Annotated in this window: 9 protein-coding genes; 7 read left to right on the top strand and 2 right to left on the bottom strand. The window is 46.3% G+C overall.

What is annotated here, in order from left to right; genetic code table 11:
- Positions 1-3 precede the first annotated feature (3 nt).
- From BC643_RS04875 to BC643_RS04845, 7 genes are all read left to right on the top strand, one after another.
- Positions 4-1,197: a glycoside hydrolase family 130 protein gene (locus BC643_RS04875; RefSeq protein ID WP_120272031.1), complete on the top strand. Its 1,194-nt coding sequence runs from the start codon at positions 4-6 to the stop codon at positions 1,195-1,197.
- An 11-nt stretch (positions 1,198-1,208) separates the two neighbouring features.
- The gene (locus BC643_RS04870) at positions 1,209-2,417 is read left to right on the top strand and encodes an AGE family epimerase/isomerase (protein WP_120272030.1); all 1,209 of its coding nucleotides are present in this window, start codon (positions 1,209-1,211) and stop codon (positions 2,415-2,417) included.
- A 6-nt stretch (positions 2,418-2,423) separates the two neighbouring features.
- Entirely contained in the window at positions 2,424-3,908 is a 1,485-nt protein-coding gene (locus tag BC643_RS04865; protein ID WP_120272029.1) for an MFS transporter, read from the top strand.
- A gap of 143 nt (positions 3,909-4,051) precedes the next feature.
- Entirely contained in the window at positions 4,052-5,257 is a 1,206-nt protein-coding gene (locus BC643_RS04860) for a glycoside hydrolase family 27 protein (RefSeq protein WP_120272028.1), read from the top strand.
- Between the two features lie 197 nt (positions 5,258-5,454).
- On the top strand, positions 5,455-7,938 hold the full coding sequence (locus BC643_RS04855; RefSeq protein WP_120272027.1) for a glycoside hydrolase family 95 protein: 2,484 nt from the start codon (positions 5,455-5,457) through the stop codon (positions 7,936-7,938).
- Between the two features lie 90 nt (positions 7,939-8,028).
- The gene (locus BC643_RS04850) at positions 8,029-9,009 is read left to right on the top strand and encodes a pectinesterase family protein (RefSeq protein WP_120272026.1); all 981 of its coding nucleotides are present in this window, start codon (positions 8,029-8,031) and stop codon (positions 9,007-9,009) included.
- Positions 9,002-10,564 (top strand): glycoside hydrolase family 28 protein, encoded by a 1,563-nt coding sequence (locus BC643_RS04845; protein ID WP_211337986.1) that lies wholly within the window; start codon positions 9,002-9,004, stop codon positions 10,562-10,564. The genes BC643_RS04850 and BC643_RS04845 overlap by 8 nt, the downstream gene beginning before the upstream one ends.
- A 396-nt stretch (positions 10,565-10,960) precedes the next feature.
- On the opposite strand, the gene BC643_RS04840 is transcribed toward BC643_RS04845, so the two are convergent.
- Positions 10,961-14,074: an efflux RND transporter permease subunit gene (locus BC643_RS04840; protein WP_120272025.1), complete on the bottom strand. Its 3,114-nt coding sequence runs from the start codon at positions 14,072-14,074 to the stop codon at positions 10,961-10,963.
- A gap of 32 nt (positions 14,075-14,106) precedes the next feature.
- Positions 14,107-15,174 carry an efflux RND transporter periplasmic adaptor subunit gene (locus BC643_RS04835; RefSeq protein WP_120272024.1) on the bottom strand — a complete coding sequence of 356 codons (1,068 nt, stop codon included), beginning with the start codon at positions 15,172-15,174 and terminating at the stop codon, positions 14,107-14,109.
- Positions 15,175-15,208: the final 34 nt, after the last annotated feature.

The raw sequence follows: 15,208 nt of genomic DNA, 5'->3' as shown, positions 1-15,208 counted from the left end.
ACCATGAATATACCTGTTAATTTGTTTGAGGAGAGATTGGAGCTGGTAAAGCAAAAACAGCACAATTTAATTACCCGAAAAAATACCGAGCTTTTCAGCGACAACGGTATTTATAACCGTTACGAATATCCGATCCTGACACGGGAACACATTCCGTTGCATTGGCGATACGACCTGAACAAGGAGACGAACCCGTTTTTTATGGAGCGTATTGGTTTTAACGCGGCATTCAATGCCGGTGCCATGAAGTTCAATGGAAAATATATCCTGGTGGTGCGTACTGAAGGAAACGATCGGAAGTCGTTTTTTGCAGTGGCTGAGAGTCCAAACGGGATCGATAACTTCAAGTTTTGGGACCGGCCAATTACGCTGCCTCAAACTGAAAATCCGGATACTAATGTCTACGATATGCGTTTGACGCAACATGATGACGGCTGGATTTACGGTGTCTTTTGTACCGAGCGCAAAGACCCTGATGCTCCGGACGGAGATACATCCAGTGCCGTTGCAGCGGCCGGGATTGCCCGAACCAAAGACCTGGTGGAGTGGGAGCGTTTGCCGGATTTGATTTCGACCAGTGGCCAGCAACGCAATGTGGTGCTTTTTCCGCACCTGGTTGACGGAAAATACGCCTTCTACACACGTCCTCAGGACGGATTTATAGATACCGGTAAAGGTGGTGGCATTGGTTTCGGTTTGGCAGATGACATTGAAAAGCCGGAGGTGAAAGAAGAAGTGATCGTGGATGCAAAAACGTATCATACCATTTACGAAGTGAAAAACGGCCTTGGGCCTGCACCGATTCGGACGGAGCACGGTTGGCTGCAGCTGGCTCATGGTGTTCGCAACACAGCGGCAGGCCTTCGTTACACACTTTATGTGTTCATGACTGATCTGGAAAAGCCCTGGATTGTAACGCACAAGCCAAACGGCCATTTCATTGCGCCGCTCAAGGGTGAGCGAGTTGGCGATGTATCGAACGTTTTGTTTGCAAATGGTTGGATCAAAGACGAGGATGGTTCCGTGTTTATCTACTACGCATCGTCGGATACACGCATGCACGTGGCAACAACGACGGTTGATAAGCTTGTCGACTATTGTCTGAATTCACCGCAGGATCAGTTGCATTCGCATCTTTCTGTTCAAAACATCAAAAAGCTGATTGACCAGAACAAAGACTTTATGAACCTGCTTTAATTGCTTTTTTTATGAATGAATTGAATGCTTTAGAATTGCTGAAGAAACAGGTTCCGGAAATGGAATCGGAGTTGGTCCGTATCCTGAATTTCTGGAGTACAACAGCTGTGGATGATGGGTTTGGCGGCTTTGTCGGGCAGGTTGACCATTGGGGAAAAACCAATCCAAGAGCACTCAAGGGAGTTGTTTTGAATGCCCGTATTTTGTGGACTTTTTCAGCAGCATACAAACATTTGGGAAACGAACAGTACCGCTCGCTGGCAGCAAGGGCTTTCGATTATTTGTTGAATTATTTCTGGGACGTAGAAAACGGTGGATTGATATGGTCTGTCGATTTCGAGGGGCATCCGCTTAATACCCGTAAACAAGCCTATGCGCAAGGCTTTGGTATTTATGCTTTTTCAGAATATTTCCGCGCGACCGGCAATAAAGAAAGTCTGGTTTTTGCGAAAAAGCTCTATGAGATTCTGGAATCGAAGTTCAAGGACAAAACGAACGGAGGCTACCTGGAAGCATTGGATGCTTCGTGGAACCGGATGGAAGACATGCGGCTCAGTCTGAAGGATGATAACTCGCCGAAGTCGATGAATACGCATCTGCATATTTTGGAGCCCTACACGAACCTGTATCGTGTTAGTCCAGACGAAAAGTTGAAGCAAAATATTTCTGACTTACTTTCTATTTTTTCCGATAAAATTATTGATCGGGAAACTGGTCACTTCAACCTGTTTTTTGATGATGATTGGACGGTGCAGTCAACAATGGTTTCATACGGCCACGATATTGAAGGAGCCTGGCTCATGAATGAAGCGGCGATGGAGATCGACGATAATCAGCTGATTCAGCCCATTCAAGGTATTGCATTGAAAATGGTTGATGCGACGGTTCGGGAAGCGATGACAGCCGATGGCTCCATCTACTACGAGAAGGAAGGGGACCATTTGGACAAGGATCGTCACTGGTGGCCACAGGCCGAGGCGATGGTTGGATTGACGGATGCCTGGCAGATCAGTGGCGATGAAAGCTATCTGCAATTGGCTGGGAAGACTTGGGATTTCATTCAGCAAAATTTGCTTGACCGCGAACACGGCGAATGGTTTTGGAGTATCCGGGACGATGGCAAACCGAACGACAAAGAAGACAAAGCGGGGTTCTGGAAATGTCCTTATCACAATACCCGGGCGCTGATCGAGATCATTCACCGATTGGCAAAACAGTAGACAAAAATGACACAACCAATAAAACTAAAAGAGAAAGTCGGGTACAGCTTCGGCGATTTTGCATCGTCGATGTTTTGGAAGCTGTTCACCATGTTCCTGACGATCTTTTACACAGATGTTATCGAACTGACCCCGGCGGCAGTTGGAACTATGCTGTTGCTTACCCGCGTTTGGGACAGCATTAACGATCCGATGATGGGCGTTATATGCGACCGAACCCACACGCGGCGAGGGAAGTTCCGCCCCTATTTGTTATGGGTGGCCATTCCGTTTGCCCTGGTTGGCGTACTTACTTTTACCAAGTTTGACTTTGGGCCGACCGGGAAACTGATATATGCTTACGTGACTTACACCTTGATGATGATGGTTTACACAGCGGTCAACGTTCCGTATTCCTCGTTGATGGGCGTGATGAGCCCGGTGCCGGCCGAGCGAACCACGTTGGCTTCGTTCCGGTTTATTGGCGCGTTCTCCGGAGGGATTTTCGTAACAGCCACTGCGGCTCACCTGATCGACTTTTTCAAAAACGGCGGAGCCACTGAAGCACAAGGCTATCAATACACCGTCATCATTTACGCGATTTTGGCCGTTCTTTTCTTCTGGCTCACCTTTGCCTGGACCAATGAACGTGTGAAACCAGTCCGGCAAGAGAAGTCGTCGGTACGCGAAGATTTTAAAGATCTCTCGAAAAACCGCCCCTGGTTTATCGTACTGGGAGCAGGCGTTTTTGCGTTGATTTTCCTGTCGCTGCGAGATGGATCGATGATGTATTATTTCAAATATTTTGTGAAGGATCAGGAGCTGCCTTACTTTGGGTTGGTTGGCTGGGAAAAGCTGGCTTCGGTTTACATGACGATGTGGCTCGCCAGCAATATGCTAGGTGTGATTTTAGCCAAACCGGTTTCCGCACTCTTTGGTAAAAAACGCACTTTTGGAGTGGCCATGCTGGTTTCAGCCGGAATTAGCCTGATGATGTTTTGGCTTCAACCCGGACAGATCGCACTAATTTTCGGATTGAATGTGTTAGTTGGAATTTCCGCAGGCATTATTATGCCGCTCATTTGGGCTATGTATGCCGATATTGCCGATTTCTCGGAATGGAAGACCGGCAGGCGAGCGACCGGCTTGATCTTTTCTTCATCTTCCATGTCGCAAAAAATGGGAGGTGCTTTAGGCGGAGCAATCACGCTTTGGATTTTGGCTGCTTACGGATTTCAAGCTAATTTAGATCAAACGCAACTGGGGCTGACGGGCATTAAAATGACGCTGAGTATCTACCCGGCGTTGGGTGCGGCCATCTCGGCAGTATTCATTTTAGGTTACCAACTAAGCGACAAATTCATGCTGCAGGTGACAGCAGAGTTGGAGGAAAAACGTCAGCATCAGGGGAAAGAGACGATACAAAAACAAGATCTTAATGAGACGGGCATGTCCGTTAAAAATAGAATGAGAAGTGATTTACATGCAGACGCTTCTGTGAACATCAACTAAGAAACAGTGAAACGAACATGAACTTTTTTAATCAAAATTATACAAATAAACATGATTAAAATAAGTTCATGTGAGAGCGGAGCGGTTACATCCGTTCTCAAATTTTGAATTATTATTTATCAATAAAATAAAATTTTAAACGGATGAAAAAATATTTGATTTTTACTTTGCTGATTGTCGGCTGCCTGAACGGATTTAGCCAGAAAATCGAAGGGCTTGCGTTGACGCCGCCAATGGGGTGGAACAGCTGGAACACGTTCGCGACGAATATCGATGAGGATTTGATTAAAGGAATTGCCGATGCGATGGTTGAAAGCGGTCTGCGCGATGCCGGCTACGTTTATTTGGTTTTGGACGACGGCTGGATGGCGATGGAACGCGACGCACAGGGGCGGCTTTACGGCGATCCGAAAAAATTCCCCAGCGGTATGGAAGCCTTGGGCGAGTACATCCACTCGAAAGGCTTGAAATTCGGTATTTATAACTGTGCCGGAAGCAAAACCTGCGGTGGCTATCCCGGAAGTCGCGGGCACGAATACATGGACGCACAGAGTTACGCCGACTGGGGCGTTGATTTCCTGAAATACGACTGGTGCAACACCGAAAACCTGAATGCGAAAGGTGCCTACCAAACTATGCGCGATGCGTTGTATGCAACCGGACGACCGATTGTATTCAGCATTTGTGAGTGGGGCGACAACAAACCCTGGGAATGGGGAACTGAGATGGGTCATCTGTGGCGTGTTTCCGGTGATATTGTAAACTGCTGGGACTGCGAGTACGGTCACGGTTCCTGGTCGTCGTGGGGACTTTGGAAAGTGATTAACATGCGAAAAGATATCCGCAAATATGCTGGACCAGGTCATTGGAATGACCTGGACATGATGGAACTGGGTAACGAATTTACCGATGCCGAAAACCGAAGCCATTTGGCCATGTGGAGCATGCTGGCGTCGCCGCTGATTATGGGTAACGACATTCGCACGATGAGCGAAGAAACCCGCATAACATTGACCAACAAAGAAGTGGTTGCTGTTAGCCAGGATGCATTGGGGATTCAGGGTTTTCGATTCTTAAATGAGAACAATATTGAAATTTGGATTAAACCTTTGGCCAACGATGAATGGGCGATTGTGTTTGTTAATATGAATGATGAGCCTGTCGAACTGAATTTCAATTGGCAGAAGCACGACATGGGCGACGATCTGAATCAGAAGTTTGCCCATCTGGACCGCACAACTTATCAACTCCGCGACTTATATAATCATAAAGATTTAGGAAATACTTCGGTACCACTTAGAGCAAAAATTGATGTACACGACGTATTGATGTTGAGACTAAAGAAGTAAGTTTTTTTAGTTAAATTTGTAAATTGAGAAGAGGGGGAATTGTTCCCCCTTTTTTCGTTATAGGCAGGTCAGACAAAGCTGTTTGGCATTTTCTCCGCATTCTTCAGGTGATATCTCCCCCTTGTTTGGGCAAAACGGCCGTATCTTTGCAATGCGTTTGACTCTAACTTTGCGTTCAAACAATAATTATCGAACCGATGAAAAAGCAAATCTTATGGCTTTCCGTTTTTCTTGTTTTGGTTTCGTGCACAATGCCTGCGAAACAGGAAGAAAATCTCTTAAAACTTTGGTACAATAAACCCGCATCGCAGTGGGAAGAGGCCTTACCGATCGGGAATGGCCGATTGGGCGCGATGGTCTTCGGAGATCCTCAAACGGAACATCTTCAGCTAAATGAAGAGACAGTTTGGGCCGGTGAACCGGGAAATAATTTACCAACAGGATTTAAGGAGATATTGCCGCAAGTTCGGAAATTGCTTTTCGAGGGAAAATATAAAGAAGCTGAGGCGCTGACGATGAGTCGGGTACCGCGGCATGCGCCGGAAGGCAACAACTATGGGATGCCTTACCAAACGGTTGGCGATCTGTATTTTGATTTCCCAGGTCAAGGCGCGGTTACAAATTACCACCGGGAACTGGATTTGCAAAATGCAGTGAGCTCAGTAACTTATGACGCAGATGGGGTTAGTTACAAGCGGGAATTCCTGTCGACGGCCGTTGATCAGGTAATTGCTGTTCGTTTTACGGCCAGTGAAAAAGGTAAGATATCCTTTACTGTGAAAGCAACGAGCCCGCATTCTGTCAATCAGGTTGCGATTGATGGTGAAGAGTTGGTGTTGACCGGGAAAGGAGAGTCGGTTGATAACAAAGAAGGTAAAATAGAATTTAATGCGCGCGTTTATCCGAAAATAGAAGGCGGCCGTTTGGTTCAAAACGATTCTTCGCTCATGGTTGAGGATGCAGATGCCGTAACGATATTTATCTCAATCGGAACAAACTTCAAAAATTATAAAGACATAAGCGGCGATGCCGAGGAAGTTGCTAAGGGCTATTTAGCAGAGGCTACGACGAAAGACTTCGAGGCTGTTAAAAGTGCACACGTTGCCGATTATCAAAAATATTTTCAGCGGGTTGAGTTGAACCTTGGTGTAACCGACTCGGTAAAAAATCCGACCGATCAGCGGATTGCCGATTTTGCAACAGGCAACGATCCGCAACTGGTGTCGCTGTACTTCCAGTTTGGGCGTTACCTGCTGATTTCGTCGTCGCGCCCGGGAACACAGCCTGCCAATTTACAGGGAATTTGGAACAACCTGATCTCACCCCCGTGGGACAGCAAATACACAGTGAACATCAACACCGAAATGAACTACTGGCCCGCCGAGGTCACCAATCTTTCGGAAATGCACGAGCCTTTGTTTTCAATGGTGAAGGACCTGTCGGAAACGGGGCAGCAATCGGCACGCGAAATGTACGGGGCCCGTGGTTGGGTGATGCACCACAATACCGACATTTGGCGGATCACCGGCCCGATCGATGGCGCTTTCTACGGAATGTGGCCGATGGGCGGTGCCTGGCTGACCCAGCACATGTGGCAACATTACCTGTTCTCCGGCGATAAGGAATTCCTGAAGAAAGTTTACCCTATTCTGAAAGGAGTTGCATTGTATTATGTTGATGCGCTTCAGGAAGAACCCACACATGGCTGGCTGGTGGTAAGTCCGTCCATGTCGCCCGAAAATCGTCACCCCGGCGGAACTTCTATGTTTGCCGGGACAACAATGGATAACGAGTTGGTTTTCGATGTCTTTTCAAACCTGATAGAAGCATCTTCTGTGTTGGATACCGACAAAGCTTTTGCTGATTCGGTGCAATCGATGAAAGACCGCCTGGCGCCGATGCAAATCGGGCAACACACGCAGTTGCAGGAGTGGTTGGAAGATTGGGATCGTGTGGACGACAAACACCGGCACATCTCACACTTGTATGGACTGTATCCAAGTAACCAGATTTCGCCGTTTGAGTCGCCGGAACTTTTCCAGGCAGCACAGCACACCTTGGAATACCGTGGCGATAAATCGACTGGTTGGTCAATGGGCTGGAAAGTGAACTTTTGGGCCCGTCTGCTGAACGGAGATCGCGCGTATAAGCTGATTGAAGATCAGTTAACTCCGTCGCCTCTGGAGAAAAAAGGTGAAAAAGGAGGTACCTATCCGAACCTTTTCGATGCGCATCCTCCTTTCCAGATCGACGGAAACTTTGGTTGCACAGCAGGTATTGCCGAGATGCTTGTTCAAAGTCAGGATGGAGACATCTTTCTGTTGCCGGCACTTCCGTCGAAATGGCCTTCCGGTTCAGTGAAAGGCTTGCGTGCCCGCGGTGGATTTACCGTTGACTTGAGTTGGGAAAATGGCCAGGTAAAAGAGCTCACTGTTTATTCGTCGATTGGTGGAAACTGTCGTTTACGGTCGGCTTTCGGGCTTGCCGGCGATGCAGAACTGACCAAAGTTGACGAAGGAACGGCGAACAGTAATCCGCTCTTTAAAACAGCTGCTATCAAAAAGCCGTTGGTTAGCGAAAAGGCGGAGTTGAAAACCGTTGAACTGGCACCATCACAACTGTTCGATTTTGCTACGGAAGCAGGTGGCGTGTATCACTTCACGGCTCAATCTGCAAACTAGTTGATAAGAACGCAATAAGATAAAAGAGTCGAAAGAAAGTGACCATTTGCTCAGGGGGGACTTTCTCTCGACCTAAATCGACTAAAACAAATGAATAAAATAAACGCTGTTTTAATTGCTGTTTGCTTCTGCTTGATGGCTATGCCGCAGGTTTTTGCAAGCGGAAAAAAGCAAATGGTTGTAGCGCTCGATGGCTCGGGTGATTATACCAGTATTCAGGAGGCTGTAACAGCTTGTGGAGCTTTTCCTTCCGAGACGAAAGAAATTTTCATAAAAGACGGAACATATCATGAGAAAGTTCTGATCGACTCTTTTCAAACCAACCTGACGCTCGTCGGTGAAAGCCGCGAGCATACTATTATTACCAATGACGATCACGCCGGACAACCAGGAATCGGGACTTTTAACAGTTACACGGTGAAAATCACAGCCGATCATGTGACCATTCAAAACCTCACCATCGAGAATTCAGCAGGTGAGGTGGGCCAGGCGGTTGCTTTGCATGTGGAGGGCGACTATTTTAAAGCGGTAAACTGTAACATTTTGGGTGATCAGGACACGATTTATGCCGCCGGACAAAAGAGCCGGCAGTATTTCGCTGACTGTTACATTTCAGGAACAACCGATTTTATTTTCGGTGCTTCAACGGCCGTGTTCGACGATTGTACGATTCACAGTAAAAAGAATTCGTACATCACCGCAGCGAGCACGCCGCAGGGAAATGTGTATGGCTATCTTTTTCGAAATTGTAAATTGACCGCCGATCCGGAGGTGACTGAAGTTTACCTGGGGCGTCCCTGGCGCGATTATGCAAAGGTTGTTTTTATCGCTTGCGAAATGGGAGGCCATATTCGACCCGAAGGTTGGCACAATTGGTCGAAACCGGAACGCGAAAAGACGAGCTTTTACGCGGAATACGGGAATACTGGCAAAGGTGCTGACATTTCGGAGCGTGTCAGCTGGTCGCATCAGTTGAGTAAAAAAAAAGCGAAGAAATATACACTGAAGACTATTTTTAGCTCTTGCAGTGAATGGAATTTGGATGGACCAAAATCGGATAAAAATGAATAAATCGATGAAATTGAAATGTACTCTGGGAATTATACTTCTGCTTATGGCGTTACAGCTAAAAGCAGAAACTTATAATATAAAGGAATTGGGAGCTGATACAAAAGGGCAGGTTAAATGCACCGAACTAATTAATCAGACGATTCAAAAGGCAGCTGAGGCTGGAGGGGGAACGATCTATTTTCCGGCCGGAACTTATCTGACCGGGGCTATTACCATGCAGAGCAACATTACCCTGCAAATTGAAGCGGGTGCGACGCTCAGCTTCTCGACCGATTTTGACGATTACCTGCCTTTTCGCGAGGTGCGTTGGGAAGGGATTTTCATGCAAACCTTTTCGCCGCTGATTTATGCGAAGGGTGCCGAGAATATTGCAATCAAAGGTGAAGGTACGCTGGAAGGAAACGGTAAAGCCTGGTGGGAGGAGGTCAAAAAACAGCAGTATAAAGTGTATGCTGATGGCTCCATTCTGCAACCGAATAAATTTCAGCAAATGTGGCTCGACCAAAATGCTGATTTAAAGGTCGAGAAATACTATGAGAAATCGTTGCAGCATCGCTTTTTCAGGCCGCCGTTTATCCAGTTTCAGGAGTGTAATCATGTTACCATCGAAGGTGTAACCATTCAGAATTCACCTTTTTGGACGGTTAATCCGGTTGGTTGCGACGATTTGCTGGTGCATGGCATCAAAATCAAGAACCCCGATGACGGTTGGAATACCGACGGCATCAACCCCTCGTCGTGCAGTAATTTGCGCGTGTCGGATTGCTTTATCAGCGTTGGCGACGACTGTGTAACCATCAAGTCGGGGCGCGACTTTAACGGTCGCGATTACGGGAAACCTTGCGAAAACATCACCATCACCAATTGTATCATGCTTTCCGGTCACGGCGGTGTGGTTATTGGCAGCGAAATGTCGGGCGGCGTGCGCAATGTCGCCATTTCAAACTGTGTATTTAATGGTACCGATGCGGGTATTCGTTTGAAAGCTTCGCGCGGGCGTGGAGGCGTGGTTGAGAATATCCGGGTGGAAAATATTGTGATGCGCAACATCAGTAAAAATGCCTTCATCTTCAACCTGTTTTACGACAAGACATCAACGCCCGAACCGGTTACCGAACGGACTCCTGTTTTCCGGAACGTACACATCAGCAATGTAACGGGAGTCGATGTGAATAAAGTTGGCTTTATTACGGGAATTGAAGAAATGCCTGTTAACGAGATTTCTTTCAGCAACATCAATATGACCGCCAAAGAAGGTTTCACCGCAGAGACCGCCACGAATCTGCATTTCAACAATATTTCTATTGCAACCGAAAAAGGTCCCTCGTTGAGTTTCACGAAATGCGACGGTGTTGTATTGAATGATGTTCGCTCAATGGCACCACTGGCGGATCAGGCTATTGTTGAAGTAAAGGAGTCGAAGAGCGTGCTGGTGAACAATTGTTTTCAGACTGTTCCTGCTGATGTATTTCTGCAAACCGACGACAGCGATGTTGTTTGGGGCACCAACTTTATGAATGCGGTGAAGCAGGGAATCCAAAACAACGATAAATAATATTCGGGCTACGTCCGTTGAAGATATATCGAAGGCTGTTCAATTTAAATTTGGACAGCCTTTGTTGGTAATGCTGAGAATTTGCTCCATTTGCAAAGGTCAGCTTGGTTGGAACAAGCTCTACTGATCCAATGCTCTTGCCATTGACAAGTATGAGTTTGCGGTTATTCAGAAATTCGATAGAACAACATACGACTTGTTTGCAGACCCGTAGAACGGAGATTTCAGGACTAACGACGGTGTTTGCTTTGTACTGAAAGACATGGATGGTAATCCACGTGGAGTTCAGTAAAACAAAAGAGCCAGGGGAAATATTCTCCCTGGCTTTTGTTTCTGTTCTGTTCATGGATTAACGGATTCACGTTTCATAAGCAAATTATATGAAACTCGAGGTATCTATGCTTCTTCGAATACAATCTCTTCTTTTTTGTCTAAGCCCATTTTTTGCTGAAGTCTTTTTACGATGTAATAGACGACGGGGACGATAATCATGGAGAGAACCATTGAAACGGTCATCCCACCAATTAGGGTCCAACCAATACCGTTTTTCCATTCGGCACCTTCACTTTGCGAGAAGGCGAGTGGGAGCAAACCGATGATCATCGAAACGTTGGTCATCAGGATTGGGCGGAAACGAAGCTCTACTGCTTCCGAGATTGCTGCAGTCAGTGCTTTTCCTTCACGCATCAGGTCGTTGGCAAAGTCTACAATCAGGATCGCGTTTTTAGCAACCAGACCGACAAGCATGATGATCCCCAAAATAGAGAAAATGTTTAAGGTGAGGTTTGTCAAGGCGAGTGCCCAAATAGCACCGGTAATCGACAACGGGATGGAGAACATCACAATGAACGGGTCGGCCCAGCTGTTGTAAAGAACAACCATAATCAAATACACGAAGATAATTGCGGCTAAAAAGGCCATTCCCAGGTCAGTAAACGAATCAGCCATCAATTGCGTCTGCTTGGAAGTTGTTACCTTGGTTGATTCAGGAGCTTTGATCTCTTTCAGCTTTTGATCAAATTCACTTTGCACTTTACTTTGTGATACTCCGATTATCTGGCTTGTTAATTGAACAGACGGCGAACGATTGTAGCGCTCCAGATTTGAAGGGCCTGAGCTTTCGGTGATGTCCGCAAATTGCGACAGCTTAATCAACTCGCCGCTACTCGATGAGATGAAGGTAATATTCTCAAGGTCCTTTTTTGTACGACGGTCTGCTTCGTTCAATTGAATGTTAATGTCATATTCCTGTTCGCCATCACGAAACTTGTTATCGGTGTTACCGGCGAACGAAGTTCTCAGGACACCTCCAACGCTGGCCAGGTTCAATCCCAGCTTGGTCATTTTATCACGATCAACCTCAATCTTGTACTCCGGGTTTGCCAGGTCTACACTGAGTTCGGTTTCGACAGTACCGTCGATCGATTTTAGAGCCTGAAGAGCTTTTTGAGAGTATTCCATTACACTGTCAATGTCCTGTCCGACAACGTAATATTTCAGCGGAACATCTTCGCTACCCATGATATTAACAGATACCGCTTTGATCTTTGCCCCGATGATCATTTCTTCGAGCTTTGCCCGGATTTTACGAGCAAAAATATTGGTTGATACGGAACGCTGATCCAGTGGAATCATATTCACACTAACCTCACTGAAGTAGGGCGTTGTAGATGTAGTAACCATGCCCGATTTTTTACCAACGGTTGCATAAACCATGTCCACTTCCGGCTGATTCATTAAAAACTCTTCAACTTTACGCGTCGTGTTGTTATTCTCTTCCAGGCTGATATTGTGCGGAAATTCCATTCTTAGTATGAAAGAACCACGGTCTCCGGCCGATGTAAATTCGGCTCCAATGTATCCGGCAGGGAAGAGGTAGAACGTTCCAAAGAACAAAACGCCTGAGGCAATAAGAGTTAGAACTTTGTGCTTGAGAGACCAAAGCATGGCTCCATGAATAACTTTATTGAAGCGATCGATTCCGCTTTCAAAAATAGCGAGTAGTTTGCCAAGGAAGTTATTTTTCGGCGTAGCCAGTTTGGCCCATTTGGAAGTCATCCATGGTACAAGAGTGAACGATACAAGCAAACTCAGGAGCATGGACACCACGATGGTTACAGCATACTCGCGCAAAATATCGCCAACGACTCCGGTCACAAAGGCGATCGGAAGGAATACAGCGACCAAAACCAGCGTAATGGCTGTAACGGTCATCCCCAATTCTTTAACGGCGAAGTACGATGCCTGTATCCGGTTTTTGCCCATTTCCATGTGACGGTAGATGTTTTCAATAACCACAATCGCGTCGTCAACCAACGAACCTACCACAAGAGAGAGCGATGTTAAACTAATGAGGTCGAAGGAGAAACCGAACAGGTACATGGCAGTGAAGGTCGAAATCAAGGAAGTAGGGATCGCTACCAATACGAAAATCGAGTTACGCATACTGTGCAGAAACACCAACATAATGAGCGATACCAGGATGATTGCCAGTACGAGGTCGTGCATTACGGCGTCGGATGCAGCGATGGTAAAACGGGACTGGTCGTCGGCCGTTTTGAACTTGAGATTGTCTTTTTCGTAACTTGCCTCCAGTTCGTCAAACTTCAGGCGAACCAACTTGGCAACTTCGACCGAATTGGCATCTTTTTGCTTGCTGATTTCAATACCGATTGTCTCGCTACCATCTATCCGGGTTATTTTGTCAGGATCGGCCACACCGTCATAAATGTCGGCGATATCTCCCAGTTTTACGACGGTACCGTTGTCCGAGGCTCCGACAATAATATCTTTCAGCTGGTCGATCGTGCGGATTTTGCCGGATAGCCGAATGGTCATTTCATTGGTCTTCGTCTTCAATTTTCCGGTAGGCAAATCCATATTGGCAAACTCAACCATTTTCGATACTTCCAGTAGGTTGAGCTTGTTGGCTTCCAGCTTATGGGGATCAAGCATGATTTTTATTTCACGGTGCAGACCACCGGCCAGTTCAACCCTTGAGACTCCGGGGATGCTCGCCAATTCGGGCTTGATCCGGTTGTCGACGAATTCGTAGAATTCATTAGCAGGTTTGTCAGATGTCACCCCGGCGATGAAAATCGGGAGCGCGTTCAGGTCGAACTTTTCGATAGAGGGCGTTCGGATTTCTGATGGAAGGTCGGCTACGATACTGTTGATTTTCTGTGTTGCTTCCTGAATGGCAACATCAACATCGGCATCCAGTTTCAGAGAGAGCTTTACCAATGAAAGGTTCTCAATCGAGCTGGATTCTATTTCTTCAATTCCACTTAGCGATGCGACAGCATCTTCAATAGGGATGGTGACAGACTGCTGTACTTCGTTTGGTCCTGCTCCCGGGTAAACCGTAGAAACAACAACGGTGGCTGTTGTAATCTCGGGCATCAGTGCATACTTGATTTTGGATGCAGAGAATAAGCCCAGAAGAATCAATATGGTGAACAATACGATCGGAACAGTGCTCCGTCGTATCGATAAACTTACGAGTTTCATCTATTCAAACTTTTTAAAATTATTAGTTGGGCTTATTGTGTAATTCTAATTTTTGCACCATCGAAAATGCTGTAATTTCCTTCAGTTACAATTTGATCGCCTGCCTTTAGACCAGCAACGATCTCAACCTGATCGTTCACAATCTGGCCGGTAGTCACTTCGCGCGATTTAGCGATTTCGTTTTCGATGACGTAAACCGACGCATCTTTAAGTGATCCGTTGATGGCGTTACGGGGAATGTAAATTCCAGGGATTTCTTTTGTTTGGGCAATTGATGCGGTAACAAACATACCTGCTTTCAACTGGTGATTATCATCGTTGACGATTTGCACATCGGCATCGAAAGTGTTGCCGTATCCCGCTTTTTTACCGATGTAGCTGATCTTGCCTTCAAATTTTACATTCGGGTAAACCGGAGAGGTGATTGTTGTTTGTTGCCCCAAGGAAATGTAGCGGTAGTTTTGCTCTGAGACTGCGATATCAAGTTTTAACTTTTGAGCATCGATGATGTTGCATACTTTTTGGTTGCGATTGAGGTATTGTCCTTCCTCGATGAAGTCGTTTTCAATAAACCCGTCAATCGGTGCTTTTACGCGTGTGTCTTCAAACTGGCGTTTGGCCGAAATATACTGCGCTTCTGCTGATTGGTAGTTTAACTTGATTTCTTCCAACTTCTGGCTGGTCACGGCGTGTTGTTCGTGTAGCGTTGTAAATCGGTCGACCTCTTTTTTCAGTTGCTCGTATGCTGCTTTGGCAGCCGAAAGCTGAGCGGCAAACAGTTCGTCGTCAACCTTTGCTATAATGTCGCCTTTGCGAACGTAGTCGCCTTTTTCCTTGTAAATCTTCTGGATAATTCCTTGCGTTTCCGAAAGAACATCGAGGTCGGTTTCCGAACGTAAAAAACCGTTGGTTTCGATGGTGTTATTTATTTCCTGCTCTTCAATTGTTGTAGCTTTAACCGGGTAGAAATTACCGGTCATGGAGGCTAATGCAGTGATCTTTGCCGTTTCGGCTTTGTTGCGCTTTAGCTGGAAAAATACCAATCCGCAAACCAGCAGAGCAGTTATGATGTAAAGCGATGTTTTAAATGTCTTTTTCATTGTTCGATTATTTATTTTTTCGAGTTAACAGAAC

This window comes from Mangrovibacterium diazotrophicum, assembly GCF_003610535.1.
GTDB lineage: Bacteria > Bacteroidota > Bacteroidia > Bacteroidales > Prolixibacteraceae > Mangrovibacterium > Mangrovibacterium diazotrophicum.
This window is presented reverse-complemented; position numbering and strand designations above follow the sequence as displayed.